Source organism: Dorea amylophila, assembly GCF_025567265.1.
In the GTDB taxonomy this organism is placed as follows: domain Bacteria; phylum Bacillota; class Clostridia; order Lachnospirales; family Lachnospiraceae; genus Dorea_A; species Dorea_A amylophila.
In genome coordinates, this window is record NZ_JAOQJW010000017.1 from 20,979 (window position 1) to 45,506 (window position 24,528).

Genomic DNA, 24,528 nt, shown 5'->3' on the forward strand with positions numbered 1-24,528 from the left:
TTTATTTTGTATAGAGTATCTTCTGCACTTCATCCGTCTTCAGATTCTCTTTTGTCACCCAGGTATATCCGGTATTCACTACAGCTTCATTTCCCATATCAAGAGAAGCTCTTGCCGCAGCCACCACGGTTGCGTATCCCATGCCGAATGGATTCTGCACGATCAATCCATCAACCGTACCGTCTTTCAGATCCTGGATCTCATCATCATTGGCATCAAAACCGATCACTTTTACTTTTTTCTCCATTTTATTTCTTTCCAGTCCATCAACTGCCAGTTTCACAGAATCACCGTTTGCCGCAAAGCAGCCGGTGATATTCGGATGTTTGGCAAGGATGTAATCGACTACCTGGTCTTCTGTAATACTGTCTGCAGCCACTATATCTTCTCCGGTAAGCTGTCCATCCGGAAGTTCACTGTCTTTTGGACGGTAAGTTCCGGCATTGATCTCGTCAGATACTGTCTTCTGCATATTGCTCAATTCATCCATGTGATATACATTTACCACAGAAATATTCGGATGGTTTGCTGTCAGTTCATCCGTCACCGCTTTTTCTCTCTGAAGAGCAGCCTGTGATTTCGAATCCTGAATGAACAGAACTGCTTCCCCGCTGTCTCCCATCTCTTCTGCCAGTCTCTGTGCTGCTTCTGTTCCTGCAGCTACATTGTCTGTCGATACATCCGCAGCCACTCCCTGATAATCAGACCCGGAATCAAAAGTGACAACCGGAATCTCGCTGTCTGTTGCGAGATCAAACTGTACCTGGCAAGCCTGCAGATCTACAATTGAGATTCCGACCGCAACCGGATATCTGTCCAATTCTTCATCCAGAAGGTTCACCTGATCATCCACATTATCTGCTTTATCCGGTGCATTATACGTTACTTTTATCTTGTCTTTTCCTGTATATCCAAGACTTGCATTCAGATCCTCTGCAGCCTGTGTCACGCCTTTCTTTACTTCGTCCCAATACTGCGTACCATTCGCCTTTCCTATAATAGAAATGTAGTCTCCCTTTTTCAGCTTCAGTCCGTTTGTATTATTATAAGCCGCCGGACTGATCAGGTCTAATTTGCCCTGATATTCCTTCTCTTCTGTCTTGGTTGTATTCTTCTCTGCTTCAATCTTCTTCTCTTCATCCGTTGCTTTCGGTGTCTGCTGACATCCGCATACAAGCAGTGCCGTACCAAGCAGCATAGCAATGATTCGATTTCTTTTCATTTTCCTCTCTCCTATATCCGGTATCATTTCTACCTGTATTATATTCTACTCCTATTTTCACTTCTATTTTTCTTATACTTCATCAGCATTCTATACTATACACCAAAACGGTGAAAATTTGTTGAATTTTTTATTGAAATTTTTTTTAATTTTAACCGGGATTTACCCAAAATTCAAAAGAACGTCTCTTTTCACCACCGAATATGCTTTTTCACAACAGTATCTGCTAACGCAAGTTAGTTATGACTAAACTTTTGTGTATTTCCAAAAAAACATGTAATTTACTTGTTTATTTCAGCTTTTTGTATTATGATATGGACAGAGACAACGAATTGGTTTATGTCTAGAATTTAAACTCAAAGGAGGGTATAATACTATGGCACACGTAATTGGTGATGAATGTGTAAGCTGTGGATCTTGCGAAGCTGAATGTCCAGTAGGAGCTATTTCTCAGGGAGCAGAGCATTATGAAATTGATGCTGACGCTTGTGTAGATTGTGGAGCATGTGCAGCTCAGTGTCCAGTAGGAGCTATTTCTGAAGGCTAATCATTCGAAATAAGAAGCATATACAAAGAACCTGCCAACAGCAGGTTCTTTTGCATATTCAGGCAAACTCATGCGCAGTATTTATGTACTGCGCATTTTTCAACATTTTTGTTTCCCTCGACGGATTCTGACGAAATCGGTGCTTTTCCCTGTGCTATGATACATTTACCCATAAGGGACAAGTATTATAATATAAGGGGGTATCTAATGTGGGAAATCATACCAATGCTTTGAATACTTTAGAACAGATCAAACGCGAGACCAAAGATGATGCCAGACTGTATGCATGTATCAGGGATCTCTACGAACAGGGTGTCTCCCTTTCCGATCTCAAAGCCCTGATCCCGGATATCAGACGGACCAGGGAACAGCTTCAGTTAAAACGCATGCTGCAGAATAACAACGAAGTGCTTCTCAACATGTTCAGCCAGGAGATGACATTTCTTCTGGATGCAAAAGAACGCCAGGAAGAGCTGGAATTCAAAAAACTGGACCAGCTGATCCGCCAGCAGCAATCCTTCCGGAAAGCTTCGGCCGATGCCGGTCCAGTAAAAAAACTAAAACGAATCTTCCTGTCTGCTTAGGTTCGCAAACTTTGTGTACTCACCTAACCAGGCCAGATTAACGGTCCCTACCGGACCGTTTCTTTGTTTTGCGATAATGATTTCTGCCTGTTTTTTGAACTCTGAATCTTTGTTATAGTATTCATCCCTGTAGATAAACATTACCACATCCGCATCCTGCTCAATGGCTCCGGATTCACGGAGATCAGAAAGCATCGGCCGCTTGTCCGGCCGGCTTTCTACCGCACGGCTTAACTGTGACAGCGATACAACCGGTACATTCAGCTCTCTGGCAAGTCCCTTTAACTGACGAGAAATGTCTGAGACTTCCTGCTGTCTGGATTCGGAACTCTTCCCTACACTTCCGGTCATTAACTGTAAGTAGTCGATGATGATGATATCCAGTCCGTGCTCCAGCTTGTATTTCCTGCACTTTGATCTTAATTCCGAGATGGAGATACCCGGTGTATCATCAATGATCAGTTTCGACTGACCGATCACACCTGCTCCTTCAATCAGTTTCTCCCAGTCGGAATCTTTCATATTACCGGTTCTAAGTGACTGTGCATCTACCTGTGATTCCAGTGAGAACAGTCGGTTTACCAGCTGTTCCTTTGACATCTCAAGACTGAAGATGGCAACCGCTTTATTCTTCTTGAATGCCATATACTGTGCGATGTTCAGGACAAATGCCGTCTTACCCATGGACGGACGCGCTGCGATCAGGATAAAATCTGACGGCTGGAAGCCGGACAGTTTATAATCCAAATCGATGAATCCGGTCGGGATTCCTGTAACGGTTCCCTTACTCTTAGATGCCTTTTCAATCTTATCCAGCGCATTCAGGACCACCTGCTTGATCGGAACATATTCGCCGGTCGTTCGTCTCTGTAATAACTGGAACATGGATTTCTCGGTCTGCTCCATGATAGACTCCAGAGGTTCTTTTCCGGCATAGCACATATTTTCAATCTCTTCATTCAATTTGATCATCTTACGCATCACAGATTTGTCTGCCACGATCTGTGCATAATATTTCACATTCGCAGAAGTCGGCACTGCTGTCACCAGGTCTCTGACAAATTCCAGACTGGCAATCTCTGCCGGTACATCTTTTTCCTTCAGTCGTTCCTGCAAAGTAATCAGATCGACCGGTTTTCCTTCATTGAACAGTTCGATCATCGAATCAAAGATCACTCCATATGACGCCTGATAAAAATCATCACCACTGATGATTTCTCCTGCAGTGGTGATGGCATCTTTATCCATAAGCATGGCGCCGACAACAGACTGTTCTGCTTCGATGCTGTGTGGCATGACTCGTTTGATGAGTGCTTCTTCCACGCCTGAATTCCTCCTATGCTTCTTCTTTTACAACAACTTTCAGCTCAGCCGTTACCTTTGGATGCAGCTTAACCGGAACCGTATGTGTTCCCAGTGTTCTGATTGCTTCTTTTAACTGAACTTTCTTCTTATCAATTGTAAGATCCATCTGTTTTTTGACTTCTTCTGCAATCTCCTTTGAAGATACAGAGCCGAACGCTCTGCCGCCTTCACCCATCTTGATCGCAACTTCAATCTTTCCTGCTTCGATCTTTCTGCCAAGTTCCTGGGCATCTTCATACTGCTGCTGAGCGATCTTGTCATCGTTCGCTTTCTTTAATTTCAGGTCATTTAAATTCTTTCCGTTAGCTTCTACACCTTTATTTTTCTTTAAGATGAAGTTTCTTGCGTATCCGTCGCTGACGTTTACGATCTCTCCCTTTTTACCAAGTGACTTTACGTCTTCTGTCAAAATAACTTTCATTACAAGTCTCCTCCTTCTATCATTTCGTCAATCACCTGTTTTAAGCAGGCTACCGCTTCATCCATATCAGTATGGTTAAACTGTGCACCTGAAGCGTTCATATGACCGCCTCCGCCCAGACGTTCCATGATGATCTGTACGTTAACTTCATCGATCGAACGTGCGCTGACGTATATTCTTCCATTATATTCTGTTAATACAAATGATGCCTTGATCGCACTGATGTCCAATAATTCATTTGCCGCCTGTGCCCCGATGATCGTCGGGCTTTCAATGTGAAGATCCACACCCCTTGCAATGGCAAATTTGTTACGGTACACTTCTGCACTGCTGATGATCTCCGCTTTTGCCCTGTAAGATTCCATATCGTCACGGAACAACTTTCTTACCAGCGTAATATCTGCACCGGACCTTCTCAGGAATGCTGCCGCTTCAAAAGTACGGACTCCGGTACTGTTCACAAAGTTGTTGGTATCGATCATGATGCCGGCATACAGGCTGCTCGCCTCAATCTTCGGGATCTTGATCCCATCTACAATATACTGCAATACCTCTGATACCATCTCACAAGCCGATGAGGCATATGGCTCAATATAAGATAACAGCGCATTATCAATATTGTCACTGCTCTGTCTGTGATGATCCAATACCACGATCGTCTTCGTTGTCTTCAGAAGGTCCTCACACTCTGTCATCATCGGACGGTTCGTATCTACAACGACTACCATTGAATTCTCGTCTGCCATATTCATCGCCTGTGACGATGTCAAAAACAGATCATCCGGGTAAGCCGGATCTTGTTCGAATAATTCATATAAAGGCCTGAGCGATGCTGACACTTCATTGATCACAATATAAGCACGTTTCTCCAGTGCCAGTGCCGCACGATAGATTCCCATTGCCGCACCGAACGCATCCACATCTGTCAGCTTATGCCCCATAACGAATATCTTATCTTTGACCGTGATAAATTCACGCAGTGCCTCGGCTTTTACACGCGCCTTTACACGGGTATTCTTCGCTGTCTGTTCTCGCTTTCCACCATAATAGGTAACACCGTGACAGTCCTTGATCACAGCCTGGTCGCCGCCTCTTGCAAGTGCAAGATCGATCGCTACACGCGCATAGTTATAACTCTGTGCATAAGAATCGGAACTCAGTCCCAGACCGATACTAAGTGTTGCCGGAATCCCATTTCCGATATTTACGGACTTTACATCATCCAGCAGGGAGAACTTATCTTCTTCCAACTGTTTAAAATAAGACTTTCGGATGATAATGAAATACTTATCATTCTCCAGCTTCTTGACGATTCCGTCAACTTTTGCAATATACTGGTTGATCTTACGGTCTACCAGAGCCATCAGAAGTGACTGTCTGACCTCTTCCACACTGTCGATCACTTCATCGTAGTTATCGATGTATACCAGGCCTGCAACCATTCTCTGTTCTTCATTTTCCCTGATCGTACGGTTCAGTTCTGTAACATCCTGAAGATATACCGCAATGAAATATTCCTTCTCCTTCGGCAATTCCATAAGCTGTTCCGTATCGCTGAATCCCTCTACCGATACCCTGCGCAGCTCTGCCTGGTATTCCTTATCATCATAATATACTTCCATCATGACCTTCTGCTGATCCTCTTTTGGAAATATACTCCGGTTCAATTCCGGAATGTATTTACTGATGTAAGCTTCTCCTTTTGGCTTTCCGCCCAGAATTGCTTCGAATTCGTCATTCATCCAGACTGCTTTCCCATCATCTAACAGGATTGCATAGGGAATCGACAGTTCCCTCAGCAGCGTATTCTGGACAATGCCATACTGTGCAGCAAATTCCACGAGATCCTTCATGATGATATTCTTACTGTAAAAATACAGTCCGCCTACCATGATGATATATATCAGCACGAATACGGCCATCAGGATTCCCGCTCTGTGATCCATCTCATACACCCACAGATCCATTGCGATCAAAAGCAGTGCCATGATTGCCGGCCACTGAATATAAAGCTTCAACTGGCCTTTCAGCTGCACCTTTCCATTTTCATTCTTTTTTTCCATGATTCTCGCCTCTGTTCGTGAGTCTTACTCACTACTTTTGCACTACAAAATGCCGATGGCATCTCACATTACACTTTATATACGTGATGATTATACCATTTCTTATCATAAAAAGAAAGATGGGAAATCTTAACGTTCTGTTAAGTGTTCCCCATCTGTCTATGTTTTTATTTCTTAAATTCCTTTTTCATTTATGCCTCATATCCGTTAGGATTCTGTGACTGCCATCTCCATGTGTCTGCGCACATCTCGTCCAGACCTTTTTCTGCTTTCCATCCAAGAACTTTCGCTGCTTTTGCAGGATCTGCATAACACATTGCGATATCTCCTGCTCTTCTCGGCTTGATCTCGTAAGGAATCTCCTTACCACATGCTTTTCCAAATGCTTTTACCATATCAAGCACGGAATATCCCACACCTGTTCCAAGATTGATCACGTCAAGTCCAGGATTGCTGAAGATATAATCAATTGCTTTCACATGTCCTTTTGCAAGGTCTACTACATGAATGTAATCACGGACTCCTGTTCCGTCCGGTGTATCATAATCGTCCCCGAACACACCCAGTTTTTCAAGCTTTCCTACTGCCACCTGCGAAATATATGGCATCAGATTATTCGGAATTCCCTTTGGATCTTCTCCGATACGTCCGCTTTCATGCGCTCCGACCGGGTTGAAATAACGAAGCAGAATGACATTCATATCCGGATTTGCCTTCTGTACATCTGTCATGATCTGTTCCATCATAGACTTTGTCCATCCATAAGGATTTGTGCACTGTCCCTTCGGACACTCCTCTGTGATCGGCATCTCTTCCGGACTTCCGTATACAGTTGCAGAAGAACTGAATACAATATTCTTAACACCGGTCTGTTTCATAACATCCATCAGTGTCAGAGTTCCTGTTATATTATTACGGTAGTACTCTAATGGCTTCTGTACGGATTCTCCGACTGCTTTCAGTGCTGCACAATGGATAACCGCATCTACGCCTTCTTTTTCCAGCATTGCCTTCAATGCAGCTTCATCCATTACATCCCCTTCATAAAATGTAATCGTCTTTCCGGTAAGCTCTTCTACCCTTTTTAAAGATTCTTTAGATGAATTACAAAGATTGTCATATACAACCACTTCATATCCTTCATTCAGAAGTTCCAGTGCCGTATGACTTCCGATATAACCGGCTCCTCCGGTAATTAATATTTTCTTGGCCACAATAGTACCTCCTAGTTGTTACTATACTTTTTCACGATTTCGTTCATAGTATACCACTTTTGTTCCATATCTTCAACAAGCTTGAACTGGGTACGGCATCTGTCAAGATTATGACCTTCTCTGTGTATCCTGAAATATTTATCTCCCTGCAGATAATCCGTAAGGAAACGCATGCCACATTCAAATGTCATCGTCTTTGCACCCATCGGCATCAGCTCGATCTCCTTAGCTGTCAGCTTTCCGGCACATCCTTTTAAAAATCCTTTCGTATACAATTCAAATAATTCCATACTGCAGGATACTTTCGTAAGGTCTGTCTCATCTTCCAGTGCCGTACTTGCACCGAAACGGATGGAATCCCCGAAATCATTCATCGCAAGCCCCGGCATAACTGTGTCCAGATCGATCACACAGATTCCTTTCCCGGTCTTATCGTCCAGCATAACATTATTCAATTTTGTATCATTGTGTGTAACACGAAGTGGAAGCTCATGCCTGTCCAGCATTTCTGCAAAACAATTAGCAAGCTCTTCTCTTTCGAGAACGAACCGGATCTCTTTCTCTACAGAAGCTGCTCTTCCCATAACATCTTCTTCCACTGCTTTCTTAAACAGCGCAAACCGGTTTCTCGTATCATGGAACTTTTCTATCGTCTCATGCAGTGTCTCCGCCGGATAGTCAGACAGCAGACTCTGGAAATTCCCGAATGCCACCGCACTTTCATAAAACTGCTCCGGCTTCTCTACCAGATCATAGGTACTTGCATCGGTAATAAATTTATAAGATCTCCAGTAATCTCCCGTAGAATCTATGTAATATGGTTTCCCATCAACCGCCGGGATCACATTCAATGTCTCACGTTCCGGATCTCCGCCATTTTCTATAATCTTCTTTTTCAGAAATGACGTTACTCCTGTGATATTCTCCATGACTTCTACCGGTTTTGGAAATGCCGTAGAATTCATTCTCTGAAGAATGACTTTGATTCTTCCCATCTCGGCAATCTCGAATATCAGAAGAAATGTATCATTGATATGTCCGCTTCCGTATGGACAGTCCTTTACTAATGTTCCTTCATATTTAAAATGTGCAATCGCTTCATCTCTTTGTTCCCGTGTTACAGGATTCATTTATTTTCCCTCCCAAAGATGCTGCGGGTACAGTCCTTCGTCTTTCATTCTCTGAATGGCTGCAACCACAACCGGTTTATCTTCTTTATAAGTTACTCCATACCATTTATCTGCGGATTTCAGTACCGATACTGTTGCTTTGTCTTCCGCAAGAAGATTACTTACTACAGTTGGCAGGAAATACTCGCATTTCATAGGATTCTCCTGCAGTCCTTTGTCAAGAAATGCCGGGAATCCAGCTTTGATCTCTTCTAAGATGCTCTTTGTAAATCCCCACATATTCATAGATACCGTTATATCATCCGGTACCTGTACCCATGTATTACCGTCGTCTTCTGTGTATGCAACGCCGCCGTTGTACTTTTCGATTCTGGTACGTTCTGTTACGGATATCAATTCTCCATTCTCATTCGTCTCACATACACCTCTGGATACATATCCGTTGTCCGTTACCGTATTGGCAAGATGATATCCGACCATTGTATATCTGTACTTATCATCATCTGCATGTGTAGACAGATAATCATAGATGAGCTTGAATGCTTCTACTCCATAATAGTCATCTGCATTGATCACTGCGAACGGTCCGTCAATCTCATCCATACAGCTGTACACAGCATGTGCTGTTCCCCAAGGTTTTACACGTCCTTCCGGTACTTCATAGCCTTCCGGAATGTTGTCGATATTCTGATAAGCATATGCTACGTCCATGTATTTTTCCATACGTTTTCCCACATGCTCTTTGAACTCTTCTTCGATCTCGTGTTTGATTATGAATACGACCTTCTCAAAGCCGGCTCTCTTTGCATCATACATGGAAAAATCCATGATAATATGTCCGTCATTGTCTACAGGATCTAACTGCTTCAGACCTCCGTATCTGCTTCCCATTCCTGCTGCCATGATCACTAATACTGGTTTATTCATTATAATTACCTCCATGTCTTTAGGATCTTTCGTTTCTAGATTCATTGTAGTATAACTATTTCCAGAAATCTTTATCCTATTATTTTCTTAATTTGCATTATTTATGTGGTTTAATTGTTCCAGATAACTGATGAATTTTTCTGCCATTTTCTTATTCCGTGCATTCACCATAATAGCCGCATGCGCATCATCATAAGAAATAATCTTCTTCTTTTTAAGCATATTATCTTCCGGAAAATCAATGGTTTCTTGAAAACCATCCTGTTTTTTGTACTCTTGATATACATCTTCTCTACAGATCAGTACATCCACTGCATCTGCGCCTACCAGCGTTGTCAGCGCTGTCTTTGAGGACAGGCTCCCTCCATCTTCCGGAATATTCGCCTGTATCCGGATGATCCCGTCCTTTTCGTCAATGCCTGCGTATTTACAGAAATCTTTGTTCAATTCTTCTGCCTTCTGCGAATCGCCCCCTGTGACCGCTACATTCAGAAGAACTGTCGTATGTCTGCCCTTGTACATCGTACAGCCAAGGTAGATAACACCGATTACCACTGCAAGTATGACCAGCCATATCTTATAGTACATCCATAGATATTCTACCTTTTTTCCCAACGGCATTGAACCAAAATTTTTGTCCAAATATACTTCCTCCTTGTCTTTCATCACTGTTCTTCATTATATCATACTTCCGGGCAAAAATAAGCGGAAGAGAACAGATTCCCATTCTCTCCCGCTTTCTTTTTTATTCATACGATTAATATTCAACTTCTACCGGCATTCCCGTCTCTGCTGATTCAAGAATTGCGATGATTGCAAGCGCAGTTCTTCTGGAATCTTCCAAAGTTACTCTGAATTCTTTTCCATCTACCAGACGATCTACGAAATCTCTGATACTTTCATAAGACAGACCCTTGCAACGGTCAAATACCATATTTGATACCAGAATATCCGGCACAGTTGCCTTCTCTTCTGTTACTTCCTCGATCAGGTTGTGGCTGGAAAGATCAAGACTGATCATTCCTTCTGTACACATGACACTGCATCTGAAGTCGTTAATATTACGGTTTCCGTTTGGTGTTACCCATCCGTTTTCCATATGGGCTACTACGCCATTTTCAAATTCAATTGTTGTAAGATAGATATCCGGTACATCTACGCCAAGTCCTTTTAAGATGCCTTCTTTCTTAACCGAATATACTCGTTTTGCTTCTGATCCTACCAGCCATCTTAAGGAATCCAGACTATGACTTCCAAGGAACCATAAGATAGAAGATTTAGAAGCCCATGAAAGCATATCTGTTGCAACCCATTTCACATCGCTGTGACGGATATATGCTGTATATGGTTTTCCGAGTTTTCCTGAAGAAATCTCCTGTTTTGCCGTATTAAACGGTGGATTCCATCGGTTATGAAGGTCTACCATGCAGCGTACACCATTTTTCTCTACTGCCTCACAGATTCTTGCAATATCTTCTTTTGTTGTTGCCAACGGTTTTTCGATCAGAATATCTTTCTTTGCATCTGCCATAGCGCAGGCAATATCAGCATGTGCAAAATCAGGTGTTACGATTGCAACTGCATCAATCTCCTCATCAGCTGCCATATCATGATAATCTGTATATACTTTACGGATTCCAAATTCGTCTGCAATCTCTCTTGCTCTCGCTTCATTCATATCACAGATTGCTACCGGATCTGCAAAAAGATGTTCTGCATATATTGACGCATGTGTGCGTCCCCATGTACCAGCTCCTACAATACCCATTCTGATCTGTTTAATTTCCATAATTGCATCCTCCTGTTCACTTTTATCACATTAAAAATATTGCTGTTGTTTATTGTTTTACCGCTCCAGCGGTCATACCACTTACCAGATGTTTCTGCAGTAATAAGAACATGATCACTACCGGCAAGGTGATCAGCACCGCTCCCGCCATCAATGTTCCCCAGTTCGTCGCATATTGTCCTGAGAAGCTTGCAATTCCGATTGGCAGCGTCCAATTTTCATAACTCTTCATAAATGTGCTGGCAAATAAATACTCGTTCCATCCATTGATGAAGGAAAAGATACCCGTTGCTACCAAACCCGGTACTGTCAACGGCAGGATTACCGTTGCAAAAATTCTGAATCTTCCTGCTCCGTCCACTCTTGCTGCTTCTTCAAGGGAGATTGGTATCGTATCGAAAAATCCCTTCATCATCCATGTACAAAATGGAATGGAGAATGTACAGTAAGCTGCTACCAGACCAATCTTTGTATCCAGAAGCTGCAGATTCCCCATAATTACATATAATGGAATGATCAACAGTGATCCCGGAAGTACCTGTGTTGTTAATATAAAATAAGATAAAAATCCTCTTCCACGAAAACGGAATCTTGAAATTCCATAGCCGCCTAATGTAGCAATGATCATGGAAAATGCTGTTGTCAACAGTGATACTATTACACTGTTTCCCAACCACTGCATAAAGTTAAATGTTGTGGAATGGGTTGTAAGCATCTCTTTGTATCCCTGCATAGTTGCTGCCTTTGGGATAAAGGACGGTGTCTTGCTGTATACTTCTCCTGCCGTTTTAAATGATGTCGAAATCATCCATACAAACGGGAACAGTGCGAACATACACACAATAACAACCAAAATTACTGTAATTACCTTTCTACCTGTTCTTTTTTTCATATCTATTCCTCCTCCTTATTCAGGACCTTGAAATAGAAGAATGTGAATGCCAGCGCTACGAGGAGCATCAGCATACCAGCCGCCGAAGCCTTTCCAAAATCAAAGTATTTAAATCCTGTCTGTTGTATATAAATAGTCAGAAGTTCTGTCGCCCTTGATGGACCTCCCTTTGTCAGTACATATGCAATTGCATAATCCTTGATCGTCCAGATAATCAACAGTAAGAATACTGTTGTTGATACCGAACGGATTGCCGGAATCGTGATGTACCGGATTTTCTGAAATGTTGTCGCACCGTCAATATCTGCCGCCTCATACAGATCTGTAGATACACTCTGCATGCCTGCCAGCAGCATGATTGCAACATACGGAAAACCTTTCCATATGTTAACAACCATTGCTGCCGGAAGAGCAACCGACACATCCTGAAGATATGCGATATTATGTGACAGAATTCCGGCATTATTCAACAGAAAATTGATGATTCCATAATCTTTGTCATACATTAAGATCCATACCAGACATGCTACAACTTCCGGAACAGCCCACGGAATGATGATCAGTGCCCGTGCCAGACCACGTCCCAAAAACTTTGTATTTAATAACAATGCTGTAATAAATCCGATGATATATCTTCCTGCAACGGTTACTACGATATAGATCAGTGTTACTTTTACGGAATTGAAGAAATATTCATCCTGTAATACTTTTCCGTAGTTCTCAAGTCCCACAAAATAGTGTCCGTTCGGCGATGGTTTTGTTACGTAATAATACTGAAAACTCATGATCGCTGCTTTTACTAACGGGATAACCAGAAACAGGAATAATATCAGTACCAGTGGAACAAGGAAGGCATATGGTTCCATTTTTCTTTTCCAATTACCATTTTTCTTTGTCTGATTCATTGATGGACCACTCCTTACTTAATCTTTTCTACTTACTATTCAGCATCTCTGCTCATAACTTCTTCTACCTGTTTCTGAGCCGAATCCATTTCTTCCTGTACATCCGCTGCCTGCTCTGAGAACATCTTCTGTGCTGCATCCAGCATAATCTGAGAAATTTCTCCAAGCTGAGAGATGTTAGGATCAGCTACAAGATCTGTGTAGTTGTTCTGCATAAACTCAACGATCTTGTGCTCTAACTCGTGATTCTGAATATATTCATCACTTGTAGAGTAATCTGTGTTACTTGGGATCATACCGCAGTCAGCGATAATCTTCTGTGCTTCATCTGTTGTCATCCACTCAAGGAATGCATAAGCTTCTTTTGGATGTTTGCAATTCTTGCTGATCATTGTTACCAGTGGATAATTTGTCGGATTCGGTTTATATGCTGTTCCGTCATATACAACGTCAAACTGTGGAATGATTCCGATATCATCCATTAAAGACTCATCTCTTTCTTTGCACATTCCCACAAACCAAGGACCATCCATGTTGAATGGAACATCTCCGTTCCAGAACATTTCTCTGGAGTCTTTCTTATCTGTAACCAGTTTTGCTGCTTTATCCTTCAAGATAAAATCCTGCCACCATTGAGCTGCCCATACATTTTCAGGTGCATTGATATTTACATTGTCAGCTGTATATGGCTCTGACTCTCCGTTCGGGAAGTACAGTCCGTTTGATACAGGTCTTGCGATCAGACGGTTCCACTCACTGACTGTGAATGCATGTGTTCCGGATACAACGCCCATTGCATATTTTCCATCGTCTGTAAACTTCTTGCATGCTTTTCTGAAGTCTTCCTGTGTCTTGATCTCATCCGGATTTACACCTGCATCTTTTAACATGGATTTACGATAGAAGATTCCGGTTGTTCCCCATGCATAGCTAGAGATTGCCAGTGTCTGTCCATCTACATCACACATATCCTGTCCGACCAGTTTTTCTTTCAGATCGTCGCTCATGTATTCTGAAAGATCCATAAATGTTCCGCCATCACGGATTGCGTTATATGTAGAAATGTTTTCTGGATATACCTGAATCATATCACTTTCGTTGTTTGAAAGAATCTCAGTTGTGATATTATCCCAATATCCATCATAACCAGCTCCAAGAATTTCAATTTCTACATTTGGTTCTTTTTTGCTGTATGCTTCAAGCAATGCATCGATTGCTTTTTGATGTGGTTCTTCAACATATACGGATGTTGAGAATGTCAGCTTTACTTTTCCACCATCATCACTGCTTTTTTTGTCATCGCCCTTGCTTCCACAGGCTGCCAGACTAGCTATCATTGCCGCACAAAGCATAACCGAAAGAACTTTTCTTCTTTTTTTCATAACATCTCCTCCTTTTGTTATGGTCGTTTTTGTTGATTTAATTATATAAAATTCAATATTTCACTGACATGTAATTAACTCAGTTTTTTGTGTTTTTTTATGAGTATTTTACATTTTTTCTGAATATTCTTGATACTTATTTAACATACTGATATTTCATCCATGTATTCATCAACTGTCTTGATGTTTTATTATATTTATAAATTTGCTTGCTTTTTAATAGATATTGAATTTATACTTTAAGTAGGATTTTTGTGCACAATATTGTAGATTTTTGTGAAAGTTGGTGTACGCATTATGTATAAAGCAATTATCATCGATGATGAACCCTGGACAATCATTGATATAGAAAAAACTTTTTCTCTGGAAGATATGGGATTTGAAATTGTCGGCTCTTATCGGACACCGCAGAAAGCACTTCCTGCCATTATCTCTAAAAAACCCGACCTGGTTATTACAGATATCCGAATGCCCGGAATGACAGGAATGGAACTCATCAAAAGTGTCCGTAATCAGAAGATTAACTGTGAATTCATTATTGTCAGTGGTCACAGTGACTTTTCCTATGCACAGGAGGCAATTTCTTACGGCGTTGCCGGATATTGTCTGAAACCACTGGATCCACATGAAACCTCAGAAGCACTGAACCGTGCCAAGAATCATCTCGACAGCCGAAAGACTATTACACCGGAGCCGTCCTATCTTGATGAGAATTTTGAAGGATTGAGGAACTATATAATCACTCATTTTTCAGAAAAACTGACATTAAAATCTCTGGCCGCAGAGTTTAATATGAATCCGAATTATTGCTGCTCACTTTTTACAAAATATCTTGGCCAGACATTTTCCGCTTATCTTACAGAACTTCGGATCACGGAAGCTCAGAACCTGCTTCATAATTCCGATTATTCTCTGGAAGAGATTGCCTCCCTGGTTGGTTTTAAAGATTACTTTTATTTCAGCAAAGTATTTAAAAAATACTGCAAATATTCTCCAAAAGAATATCGTACTCTTCCACATTAAAAAACAGCCAATGACGGCTTTACCGTTTATTTGAACACCAAAAAGATATCTGCGAGGTTTGATACTTATGAAAAAATCGCTTTTCCGCCAATTTATTGCACTTCTGTTAATTCCGGTCTGTATTATTCTCGTAATTAACTTTTGTATCATTATCCATCTGCACAAGAGTCAGAATGAGGAATTAAAGAACTATTGTATCTCTACACTTGAAAATATTAATGTAAATGTCTCTTCCATGACCACCAGTATGAAGAAAACAGCCACTGTATTTTCATCTCAAAAAGAAACACAGGCATATCTTGAAAGTTCATCTTCTGATTCTCATCAGCTTCAGCGGCAGTCTTACTCTGAGCTGATTGGCATGGCGCAGTCTTACACTCCGGGACTGATAGATATCCTTATGTGGGATCAGACTTCTGTAACAAGTCTGATTAGCTACATTCCTGCTGATATGGAAGATTTTGTTGTAAATCAATTTCAAGACAGCCGGAATGATACAGCCTCTTATTTTCGTTTTTACATACAGCCCGCAACCGACACCCCTTACATGATATATTTTGCACCAATATATCTTACTTCATTTTCTGAAAACTTTGGGAAATACATTGGCAACATCGCCATCATCTGCAAAACTAATGCATTATATAAACTGGTAAATGCATCCACAGATATTTCACTGACAATCTCTGACCGGACTACCAATCAGATATTGTATTCAAATGCCGTTGCCCGAAGACATATCCCGGCACGTAATAATTTTGAATTCTTCAAAAAAACCATGGAGCTTTCCAATAGTAATCTGGATATCACTGCCATCGCTTATAACGGACAGATCCATCTTTTACAGGGTCAGGAATCTCAATTCCTGCTCTCACTTGCGATTCTGCTTCTTGTATACATACTGTTAGTTATTCTTGCTGTACAACACCTGATCATCCATCCGATTCATCAGCTGAATGAAACAATCGAAAATCTTGACTATAAAAATAATGAACTGCACATTCAGACAAACGCAAAAAATGAAATTGGCTCCATCGCTTCTCATGTGAACCATATGCTTGACAGGATTTCTTCTCTGAACCAGCGTGACATTGAATCACAGGCGCGAATTTATGAAATGGAACTAAATAAAAAACAGACGCAAATTTATGCATATCAAAGCCAGATCAACCCACATTTTCTCTATAATATGTTACAATGTATGCGTGGGATTTCTCTGATGCATGATATTCCGGAAGTCGCACAAATCTGTACAAATATGGCAGATTTGTTCCGCTACTCTATCAAAGGTGCTTTTCTTGTTCCTTTGGAAAATGAATTGAATATCATCGACAAATATCTGTATATGATCGAAGTTCGTTTTCAGGGAAGGATCACTTATAAACTGGAAGTCTCTGAGAATACAAAAGACTGCCTGATTCCCAAAATGATTCTGCAGCCAATTGTAGAAAATGCTATTTTCCACGGTCTGGATGAGATTGAAGAAGGCGGCATTATCACCATAAAGACTACCAGATCAGAAGATGATCTGTACATTGCTGTCACAGATAATGGAGTCGGATTTTCCAAAGAAATGTTGTACGATCTAACTCGGAAATTGGAAGAAGAAATCACATTTATTAACAATTCACCTTCCGGAACCTCTGACAATATCGGTGTGATCAATATCCATAATAAGATAAGACTTTATGAAGGAAATAATTATGGTCTCTCCATTGACAGTATCCCAAATCATACTTCTGTCACTTTGCATCTGAATGCAAAGCAGCAAACTACAACTTAGTATTTTTTTACTTCCCAGGAGGACATACGTCATGAGTCGTTTTTTCAATCCCGATAACCCTATTATGGAGTTCATCGCAAAAATATTTGATTTGATCCTATTGAACCTGATCTTTATCTTCAGTTGTGTTCCGATCATCACCATCGGCGCATCCACCAGCGCACTTTCCTATGTGACACTGAAGATGGTCCGTGGTGAGGACCCCTACATCTGGCAGAATTTCTGGAAATCATTCCGTCAGAATTTTAAACAAGGTACACTGATATGGGTATTTTCCATTCTGGTCTTTATCTTTCTTGGAATGGATTTTTACATCATCAATTCACAGAATACAACACTGTTTGCAGTGATACGCATTCTCCTCTGGTGTGTATGTCTCATTGCATTATCTGTATTCTTATATGTCTTTCCGATCATCTCACATTTTGTGTGCAGTACAACACAGGCGTTAAAAAATGCAGTTTTTATGACATTCGGACACCTGCCGTATACACTGGTAATGTTGGTGATTACCGGACTGATCCTGTACTTATGCGCCTGCTCTGTTAAGACATTTGCTTTGGTCGTTGTGATCAGCGGGATCTGCGGATTCTCTGTAGTAGCATTTATCTACAGTATTCTGTTTGACCGGATATTCAAAAAATATGAGCCGGAATCCCCGGACAATATAGAATAATTGTAAAAACTATAAGAGACTATCCTGTTATTGACATAACGGATGGTCTCTATTTCATATAAAAAGAGGACAAGACCTGCTATCTCATCCTCTTATAACTATTCATATTCTAGCCCTTGATTCCTGACTGTGCCACACCTTCAATAAACTGTTTCTGGAAGACGAAGAACAATACAATGATCGGGATAACCGCCATTACGGCTCCTGCCATCTGCATTGGATACTTGGTTGTATACTGTCCCTGTAATGTCGAAAGAGCAGGACCAAGTGTCATCTTATCCATAGACGTATTAACGATCAATGGCCACATGAAATCATTCCATGCAAATTTTGCTGTAAAGATTACCAGCGATACGATACCTGCTTTTGTAAGCGGAAGCATAATCCTTCCAAAGATCTGGAAACGGTTACAACCGTCCAGCAACGCCGCTTCTTCCAGTTCCTTCGGCAATGACATAAAGAACTGTCTCAGAAGAAATGTTCCAAATGCACTGAATAAGTTTGGCAGGAACAATGCCGGTATCGTGTCCAGAAGTCCAAGACTCTGAACAATCCGGTACTGTGGAATCAGGAATATCTGACCCGGTACCATAAGTACAGATAACACCAGTACAAAGATCGCATTCTTAAACGGGAATTCGATTCTTGCAAATGCATAAGCTGCCATAGAGCAGAACAGCACCTGTACAACAGTTGTTACCACAGTTGATATAATTGTGTTCAAATATACTCTTCCAAACGGAAGTGCTGTTACGATAGATGAATACGCATCTGTCAGAAACTTCTTCGGGAAAATGGTCGGCGGTATCTGCATGGCCTCTCCGACTGTCTTAAAAGAAGTCAGGATCATCCACACAAACGGAAATACCGTGATCGTAATTCCAAGGAGAAGTAAGATATGTACAATTATTTTTCTTGAATTTTTACTCTTCATTTTTCTTCTCCTCCTCTCTTAATCATAATTTACCCATTTTTTCTGACCGATCATCTGGATCACTGTTACCAGCATGATTACTGCAAAGATCAGAATTGAAATTGCTGCTGCATATCCTTTGTATCCATAATCAAATGCCTGACGGTAGAATAACATAACAACCGTCTGCGTATTTGCATATGCCGGATTCGTTTTTCCAATCATCATATAAATGACATCGAACACCTGGAATCCACTGATGATGGATGTGATCATCACAAAGAAGATCGTTGGTGTCAGAAGAGGAATCGTTACCTTAAAAAATAACTGAATTGGTCCTGCTCCGTCAATCTGTGCTGCTTCGTAATAAGATCTTGAAATTCCCTGCATACCTGCAAGCAGGATGATCATGTTATATCCGATCGACATCCAGAGACCTACGATCATAACACTATATAATGCAATTTTCGGATCTGTCAGCCAGCCGATACCTTTTCCACCCAGTGCACGGATCGCACTGTTTAAGATACCCATTTTCTCGTTGTAGATCCATTTCCATACCATGGCAACAGCTGCTGCCATGGTTACGGATGGTAAGAAATACAAAGTACGGTAGATAGAGGTACCTTTAATCTTGGAGTTCAGAAGAGCTGCGATCAGGATTGATAAGAACAATCCAATCGGAACCGTAACTACAACGTACTTCAATGTATTTCCAAATGTTTTCAATACTTCGCCATCATGGAATAATTTCTGGTAATTTGCCAGACCGCAAAAAGTTGCGACATTAAATTTACTTACTTCGTTAAAACTAAACCAGATATTCTGGATAAATGGCCAGATATAGAACACCAGAAGGCCGAGGGTAACCGGCGCAATAAATATATACGCCGCAATCCAATCCTTCTTCTCTCTCTTACTCGCCCGTTTTTTCACTACGCCTGTTTTTGATTTACCTTCAGCCATATCTTTTCACCTGTTTCTTACTATTATTTCTGAAGTAACTTATCTGCCTGTTTTGTCAGACCCTTGCAGACATCTGAAAGTGATTTCTCTCCATTATATGCTTTCTGAAGTTCTGTTGCTTCCAGATCATACAGTTCTGCTGCTTTCGCACATACCGGAAGTGGATATGCTTCATCAGCGTGATTGGTATAAGCTGCAAGATTGTACTGTGAATTGGCTTCTGCAAAGTATTTCTGTGCATCTGTTCTTGCAGAGATTACAACACCTGTTTTTCCCTGGATTTCCTGAGCTTCTTTGCTTCCAAGCCAGATAGCGAAATCTTCCGCTGCTTCTTTGTTCTTGCTTCCTTCAAATACTGCATATCCAAGTCCGTTGATGCAGTTGTCTTCTTTTCCGTTGAATGTCGGAATCTCTACGCAATCAACCTTATCTTTAATTGCGTCATTGCTTGCATACTCTGGAACCATGTATGATCCGGCAAAGTTCATTGCAAGCTGTCCACCCTCGAACATCGCATCTGCTGTTGTCTCTGAAAGAGCTGATGCACTTGGAGATAATCCTTCATTATACATATCGATCCAGCACTGAATACCTTCCTGTGTCTTAGGATCATCATATCCTGTAGACTTCTTATCATCACTTAAGATATATCCGCCATTTGCATAGACGGTCTGATAATACCATGTCTGGAAATCAACCGGGCAGGCAAACGGATATACACCGTCTCCAAGTTTTCCGCTGTCTTTTAATGCCTTAGCAGTTGCAACCAGGTCATCATAACTCATATCATCTGTAGGGTATGGAACTCCGCACTTGTCAAAGATTTCTTTGTTATACCACAATGCATTGGTATCAAAATCTTTCGGCACAGCATAGTTCTTCTTATCACGGACATAGTTATTAACCAGCGTCTCAGAATAGCTGTCCTTGATATCTGAGTCTTTGATCTTATCTGTCAGATCATCCAGGATTCCTCCCTCTACATATGAGTCCAGATGAAGAACGTTCAGCCAGAATACATCCGGAGCTTTTCCTCCACTTGCTGCAGCTTCAAGTTTTGTCCAGTATTCCCCCCCCTTATATGGTGTTAACTGGATATTGATCTTGACATCTGAATTTTCTTTTTCATATGCCTTTACCATTTTCTCCATAGCCGGTCTCTGATTCTCATCCCAGATACCAAAATTTAATTCTGTCTTTCCTCCGGAAGCACTTTCACCTTTACTTCCGCCACATGCTGTCAGCATCGTTGCACCCAGGGCTACACAAAGTCCCAGAGCTGCTACTTTTCTCATGTTCTTTTTCATAATGTTCACTCCTTCTCTTATTATTATAGGGTTACGTTTTATATGAAGTCTTCTGCTTCTCTGCAAAAAACACATATACTATATTGTTGTCATATTTACCGGAATGTATCTATCTCAACTGCTTTTCCGTCATGCAGTCTCGAATATTCGGCTGCCAGTGCACAATAATGACTCTGAAGCGATCTGTCCAGAGATGTTATGTATGTACTCTCTGTCTTTTCTCCGCTTATAATATCCAGAAATTCCTCAACCATCTTATTGTCTCCACCGCCGTGTCCCGAAAAATCATCCGATAAAGCTGCTACATCGATTACTTCTTTCGTCCTTCCCGGATCGAAATACTCGATTACGATTTTGCTTTCCTTTTCATCCGGCTGCATATCTACGATCACTTCACCTCTGGTTCCCATAAACTTCGCATATCTGGAAGTCTCCGCTGTAAAACCACACATGGTAAAGCTCATCGTTGTTCCATCTGTCATATTCAGATTAACCACCTGATGATCCACTACATTATTATTACAATGGAATACACATTTTCCATATGGACCTGTCTTCAGTGCTTCTATCAGCTTTTCTTCTGTTGGTCCGGATGGAACAAGCACATCTAACGGCCACCCTCTGTTACCTTGGCGGTAACCGATTCTTTCATGTTCCAGGTATATCTTTTCTGCATCAAAGATGCAGTTATCTTTCGCTTTGCATCCTTCCAGACATCTGTCTGTACAACCTTCCGGTGCATGTTCCGTTTTGAAATAATTCAGTTCTCCATAGGATGTAAGTGATCTGCATGTCTTATTTGCAAGCCACAGATACAGATCCATGTCATGACAGCATTTCTGAAGGATCATCGGGCTTGTCTCATCTGAATTTGCCCAGTTGCCTCTGACAAAGCTATGTGCCTGATGAAACCATCCGACATTTTCAATCGCCATGATCGAGATCACATCGCCTATCGTTCCTGCATCCAGGATTTCTTTCACCTTCTGATAGATTGGTGTATATCTTAGAACATGACAGACAACCACTTCTCTTTTACATTCTTTTGCCACTTCGGATATTTTTCTGCATTCACCCAGATCCGGTGAAATTGGTTTTTCAAGAAGCAGATGATACCCTTTCTTTAAAGCTTTTATAGCCTGACCCACATGTTGTCTGTCCTGTGTTGCTATGATCATCGCATCCGCAAGTTTTTCCTCCTTTAACATGTCTTCGGCGCTTTCATAACAGTGTGACATCGGAACATCATATTCTTCTGCCGTCAGTTTTACTTTTTCCGGATCAATATCTGCAATGGCTACGATTTTCATCTTATCCGGATATATTTTTGCAGCTTTTGCATAAGTATCTCTTCCTCTGCTTCCGAGACCTGCAATTGCAACCGTCATTTGTCTACTCATCTTTCTCATCCGCCTTCCTTTATCTGTATTAGTGTATCTTACATTTCAATGCTATAAATCTGTTTCCCGAAATCAACGGTTACCTTTGTGCCATCCGAAAACATCGTTCTTTGGATCTCCGGATTGCCATCCACCATTTCATGGCTTACCATCTCGCATTTTGCAACCTTTTTGTGAAGTTCCGTCACCACTTTACATCTCTTGATGTCCTCCATGATATGCATCTTAACATTTCCTTCAAAGGAACCGTCAAAATCCGGATATGCTCCATCACGGATCAGATATGGTGCACCTCCATTCAGTAAAGCATACAGCATGTAATCTTCGGTATCATCTATCTTTTCCATCATCCATGGTTCGATCAGGCAGTCATGATATACCAGATTGAACAGTGGTACCGGTATTCCGTGTTTCGGACTTCCCGGTTTGCGAAGCATAAAATCATATGGTGCGTAATGACAGAACACCAGGCTTCTTGCGCTCCAGTCACTGACTTCCTCCGAACTTGGAAGGATTCCTTTTGACATCAGATAATCAAAACATCTTGCCCGGTAGTCGTAACATTCCCTTCTTGTCATACGATGTCTCGGATTATTGCACTCATCTCCTTCGTTACAGGTGAACACATCCAAATATGCTCCGTCCAGATGAATCTGGTTCTTTTCCAGTTCACTAAAATTACGTTGTACATAATGTGGAGCCTGTGTTGCACACAGATATGACTGCTGCCCGCCTGCCCATCTCTTATGTGTCGGAATTGTTCCGTCCGGCAGTCTGCAGGCATAGTCTTCGTCAAAACTTTCTGCCGAAAAGTAATAATCACGGTACTGATCATGGATCCCGAACAGATCCCCCTGTTCTTTCATAGTATCCGACAATTCTTTCATTGCCTTCCATCCACCTGCTTCTTCACAAGCCGGTGTATAATCCGGGTGATTATTATCGTATCCAGGTTCTGCCCATCCATCCAGATGAAGATATAGTTTACCGGCTCCCAGTTCGTGAAGTTCTTTCATTTCTCTGGTTCTGACCGCAAATGATGTCAGGTTATTATTCTTTTCCGGATTTTCCGGATCAAAAAAGTCTGATTCCGGCTGGACAAATGTCTTAATCCCTTTATGTATAAAACTGCATCCGATCAGATCATTAACCGAAGGAACTCTTGCTGCCTTTTCATTCAGCGTACATAAATTGCCCTGTTCTTTTACATATTGCCGGTAGATCTTACATGCATCGTTATAGTCACCATCTTCGATCAATGTATATCGTACAATTCTTCTGTAATCCATCCTTCCGAGACTTGGCTCAAATCTCACACTGACATGTGTGTATGGTCCGTTCTGAGGATGCTCCGCCTGATATCCTGCATTCCATGGTGTAGTACAGATCGCAATGTATCCATTTCCACCTTTAAACTGTGCGAACCAAGGCATATATCCTCCGGCTGTCTCAAAGAATCCATCAAACGGGATATCCTTTAGTTCTGTCTCCCAGTCATTCGGAATCATCACCCCCTGCTGCATATTCAGGAGCGTATACCAGTCTTTTCTCTTTTCTTCCAATTCCAGTTCTCCCGGCCAGAACAATTTTTCCACCGCAAGCCCTTCCTCACAAATCGGAATCCATTCAAAGAAAATGTCTTCTGTACATTCTTCAATCCATGCATAAGTTTCAAATGCATATGGAACTTTTTTTCCTTCTATCTCAAATCCGGCAAATGAACTGCGGATTCCCTTTCCGATTCCGTTCTGTACCAGTTCGTGATGGATTTCCAGTGCTTCGTCAAAATAAACGGTTCCTTCTTTGCATTCCATTTTCGGACGGTACTCACTTGTCCAGTTCCATTCGGTATCCCCTTTCCCGAACGAAAACTTTAGATTATTATCATCCATTCTAAGTTGTATTGTGTTAGTCTTTACCTCCAACATATGAACCACCTTTCATTGGCAAATTCGCTAATTTTCTTATTCCTTTTCGTTCATTATATTGTATTCTGCACAAGATTGCTTGACATATTGT

At 41.4% G+C, this 24,528-nt stretch carries 22 protein-coding genes; 5 read left to right on the forward strand and 17 right to left on the reverse strand.

The window, feature by feature from the left end:
* Position 1: 1 nt before the first annotated feature.
* A complete protein-coding gene (locus OCV72_RS11285; RefSeq protein WP_055283881.1) occupies positions 2-1,222 on the reverse strand; it encodes a substrate-binding domain-containing protein in 1,221 nt (406 codons plus the stop codon).
* A 376-nt stretch (positions 1,223-1,598) separates the two neighbouring features.
* Between OCV72_RS11285 and OCV72_RS11290 the strand changes: the two genes are divergently transcribed.
* The gene (locus tag OCV72_RS11290; RefSeq protein WP_028088558.1) at positions 1,599-1,769 is read left to right on the forward strand and encodes a DUF362 domain-containing protein; all 171 of its coding nucleotides are present in this window, start codon (positions 1,599-1,601) and stop codon (positions 1,767-1,769) included.
* Between the two features lie 209 nt (positions 1,770-1,978).
* A complete protein-coding gene (locus OCV72_RS11295) occupies positions 1,979-2,353 on the forward strand; it encodes a hypothetical protein (protein ID WP_028088559.1) in 375 nt (124 codons plus the stop codon).
* Here the strand turns inward: OCV72_RS11295 and dnaB are convergent.
* From dnaB to OCV72_RS11350, 11 genes are all read right to left on the reverse strand, one after another.
* Positions 2,327-3,676, reverse strand: coding sequence for a replicative DNA helicase (dnaB, locus tag OCV72_RS11300; RefSeq protein ID WP_028088560.1), 1,350 nt, complete (start codon positions 3,674-3,676; stop codon positions 2,327-2,329). The genes OCV72_RS11295 and dnaB overlap by 27 nt on opposite strands.
* Before the next feature lie 13 nt (positions 3,677-3,689).
* Positions 3,690-4,139 (reverse strand): 50S ribosomal protein L9, encoded by a 450-nt coding sequence (gene rplI, locus OCV72_RS11305; protein ID WP_028088561.1) that lies wholly within the window; start codon positions 4,137-4,139, stop codon positions 3,690-3,692.
* Entirely contained in the window at positions 4,139-6,202 is a 2,064-nt protein-coding gene (locus OCV72_RS11310) for a DHH family phosphoesterase (RefSeq protein WP_055283883.1), read from the reverse strand. Before OCV72_RS11310 ends, rplI begins: the two co-directional genes overlap by 1 nt.
* 191 nt (positions 6,203-6,393) lie before the next feature.
* Positions 6,394-7,416 (reverse strand): UDP-glucose 4-epimerase GalE, encoded by a 1,023-nt coding sequence (gene galE, locus OCV72_RS11315; protein ID WP_044925843.1) that lies wholly within the window; start codon positions 7,414-7,416, stop codon positions 6,394-6,396.
* Between the two features lie 11 nt (positions 7,417-7,427).
* Complete coding sequence (locus tag OCV72_RS11320) at positions 7,428-8,546, reverse strand: phosphotransferase enzyme family protein (RefSeq protein WP_055283885.1); 1,119 nt, start codon at positions 8,544-8,546, stop codon at positions 7,428-7,430.
* On the reverse strand, positions 8,547-9,473 hold the full coding sequence (locus tag OCV72_RS11325) for a nucleotidyltransferase family protein (RefSeq protein WP_055283887.1): 927 nt from the start codon (positions 9,471-9,473) through the stop codon (positions 8,547-8,549).
* A gap of 87 nt (positions 9,474-9,560) precedes the next feature.
* Positions 9,561-10,115, reverse strand: a complete 555-nt coding sequence (locus tag OCV72_RS11330) for a hypothetical protein (protein WP_155515231.1) — start codon at positions 10,113-10,115, stop codon at positions 9,561-9,563.
* A 115-nt stretch (positions 10,116-10,230) separates the two neighbouring features.
* Complete coding sequence (locus tag OCV72_RS11335; RefSeq protein ID WP_028088567.1) at positions 10,231-11,262, reverse strand: Gfo/Idh/MocA family protein; 1,032 nt, start codon at positions 11,260-11,262, stop codon at positions 10,231-10,233.
* Positions 11,263-11,311: 49 nt separating this feature from the next.
* The gene (locus OCV72_RS11340) at positions 11,312-12,154 is read right to left on the reverse strand and encodes a carbohydrate ABC transporter permease (protein WP_055283891.1); all 843 of its coding nucleotides are present in this window, start codon (positions 12,152-12,154) and stop codon (positions 11,312-11,314) included.
* A gap of 2 nt (positions 12,155-12,156) precedes the next feature.
* Entirely contained in the window at positions 12,157-13,059 is a 903-nt protein-coding gene (locus tag OCV72_RS11345; protein WP_028088569.1) for a carbohydrate ABC transporter permease, read from the reverse strand.
* A 35-nt stretch (positions 13,060-13,094) separates the two neighbouring features.
* Complete coding sequence (locus tag OCV72_RS11350; RefSeq protein WP_055283893.1) at positions 13,095-14,441, reverse strand: ABC transporter substrate-binding protein; 1,347 nt, start codon at positions 14,439-14,441, stop codon at positions 13,095-13,097.
* A gap of 297 nt (positions 14,442-14,738) precedes the next feature.
* Between OCV72_RS11350 and OCV72_RS11355 the strand changes: the two genes are divergently transcribed.
* The 3 genes from OCV72_RS11355 (at position 14,739) to OCV72_RS11365 (ending at position 17,923) form a co-directional block, all read left to right on the forward strand.
* Complete coding sequence (locus OCV72_RS11355) at positions 14,739-15,464, forward strand: response regulator transcription factor (RefSeq protein ID WP_055283895.1); 726 nt, start codon at positions 14,739-14,741, stop codon at positions 15,462-15,464.
* A gap of 67 nt (positions 15,465-15,531) precedes the next feature.
* The gene (locus tag OCV72_RS11360) at positions 15,532-17,247 is read left to right on the forward strand and encodes a sensor histidine kinase (protein WP_055283897.1); all 1,716 of its coding nucleotides are present in this window, start codon (positions 15,532-15,534) and stop codon (positions 17,245-17,247) included.
* A 31-nt stretch (positions 17,248-17,278) separates the two neighbouring features.
* Positions 17,279-17,923: a YesL family protein gene (locus tag OCV72_RS11365; protein ID WP_055283899.1), complete on the forward strand. Its 645-nt coding sequence runs from the start codon at positions 17,279-17,281 to the stop codon at positions 17,921-17,923.
* 109 nt (positions 17,924-18,032) lie between these two features.
* On the opposite strand, the gene OCV72_RS11370 is transcribed toward OCV72_RS11365, so the two are convergent.
* The 5 genes from OCV72_RS11370 to OCV72_RS11390 all read right to left on the reverse strand — a co-directional run bounded on the left by OCV72_RS11370 (position 18,033) and on the right by OCV72_RS11390 (position 24,437).
* Positions 18,033-18,857, reverse strand: a complete 825-nt coding sequence (locus OCV72_RS11370; RefSeq protein WP_028088579.1) for a carbohydrate ABC transporter permease — start codon at positions 18,855-18,857, stop codon at positions 18,033-18,035.
* An 18-nt stretch (positions 18,858-18,875) separates the two neighbouring features.
* A complete protein-coding gene (locus OCV72_RS11375; RefSeq protein ID WP_028088580.1) occupies positions 18,876-19,802 on the reverse strand; it encodes a carbohydrate ABC transporter permease in 927 nt (308 codons plus the stop codon).
* 23 nt (positions 19,803-19,825) lie between these two features.
* A complete protein-coding gene (locus OCV72_RS11380) occupies positions 19,826-21,109 on the reverse strand; it encodes an ABC transporter substrate-binding protein (protein ID WP_055283901.1) in 1,284 nt (427 codons plus the stop codon).
* Between the two features lie 95 nt (positions 21,110-21,204).
* Positions 21,205-22,509, reverse strand: coding sequence for a Gfo/Idh/MocA family protein (locus OCV72_RS11385; protein WP_055283968.1), 1,305 nt, complete (start codon positions 22,507-22,509; stop codon positions 21,205-21,207).
* A gap of 38 nt (positions 22,510-22,547) precedes the next feature.
* On the reverse strand, positions 22,548-24,437 hold the full coding sequence (locus tag OCV72_RS11390) for a DUF5696 domain-containing protein (protein WP_055283903.1): 1,890 nt from the start codon (positions 24,435-24,437) through the stop codon (positions 22,548-22,550).
* Positions 24,438-24,528: the final 91 nt, after the last annotated feature.

Bases quoted from the DNA above. Each gene is read 5' to 3' on its own strand.
- OCV72_RS11375 (WP_028088580.1), bottom strand. From the start codon at position 19,802: ATGGCTGAAGGTAAATCAAAAACAGGCGTAGTGAAAAAACGGGCGAGT.
- OCV72_RS11290 (WP_028088558.1), top strand. From the start codon at position 1,599: ATGGCACACGTAATTGGTGATGAATGTGTAAGCTGTGGATCTTGCGAA.
- OCV72_RS11335 (WP_028088567.1), bottom strand. From the start codon at position 11,262: ATGGAAATTAAACAGATCAGAATGGGTATTGTAGGAGCTGGTACATGG.
- OCV72_RS11285 (WP_055283881.1), bottom strand. From the start codon at position 1,222: ATGAAAAGAAATCGAATCATTGCTATGCTGCTTGGTACGGCACTGCTT.
- OCV72_RS11380 (WP_055283901.1), bottom strand. From the start codon at position 21,109: ATGAAAAAGAACATGAGAAAAGTAGCAGCTCTGGGACTTTGTGTAGCC.
- OCV72_RS11390 (WP_055283903.1), bottom strand. From the start codon at position 24,437: ATGTTGGAGGTAAAGACTAACACAATACAACTTAGAATGGATGATAAT.
- OCV72_RS11370 (WP_028088579.1), bottom strand. From the start codon at position 18,857: ATGAAGAGTAAAAATTCAAGAAAAATAATTGTACATATCTTACTTCTC.
- OCV72_RS11365 (WP_055283899.1), top strand. From the start codon at position 17,279: ATGAGTCGTTTTTTCAATCCCGATAACCCTATTATGGAGTTCATCGCA.
- OCV72_RS11355 (WP_055283895.1), top strand. From the start codon at position 14,739: ATGTATAAAGCAATTATCATCGATGATGAACCCTGGACAATCATTGAT.
- OCV72_RS11350 (WP_055283893.1), bottom strand. From the start codon at position 14,441: ATGAAAAAAAGAAGAAAAGTTCTTTCGGTTATGCTTTGTGCGGCAATG.
- OCV72_RS11325 (WP_055283887.1), bottom strand. From the start codon at position 9,473: ATGAATAAACCAGTATTAGTGATCATGGCAGCAGGAATGGGAAGCAGA.
- OCV72_RS11385 (WP_055283968.1), bottom strand. From the start codon at position 22,509: ATGAGTAGACAAATGACGGTTGCAATTGCAGGTCTCGGAAGCAGAGGA.
- OCV72_RS11340 (WP_055283891.1), bottom strand. From the start codon at position 12,154: ATGAAAAAAAGAACAGGTAGAAAGGTAATTACAGTAATTTTGGTTGTT.
- OCV72_RS11360 (WP_055283897.1), top strand. From the start codon at position 15,532: ATGAAAAAATCGCTTTTCCGCCAATTTATTGCACTTCTGTTAATTCCG.
- OCV72_RS11310 (WP_055283883.1), bottom strand. From the start codon at position 6,202: ATGGAAAAAAAGAATGAAAATGGAAAGGTGCAGCTGAAAGGCCAGTTG.
- rplI (WP_028088561.1), bottom strand. From the start codon at position 4,139: ATGAAAGTTATTTTGACAGAAGACGTAAAGTCACTTGGTAAAAAGGGA.
- OCV72_RS11320 (WP_055283885.1), bottom strand. From the start codon at position 8,546: ATGAATCCTGTAACACGGGAACAAAGAGATGAAGCGATTGCACATTTT.
- OCV72_RS11345 (WP_028088569.1), bottom strand. From the start codon at position 13,059: ATGAATCAGACAAAGAAAAATGGTAATTGGAAAAGAAAAATGGAACCA.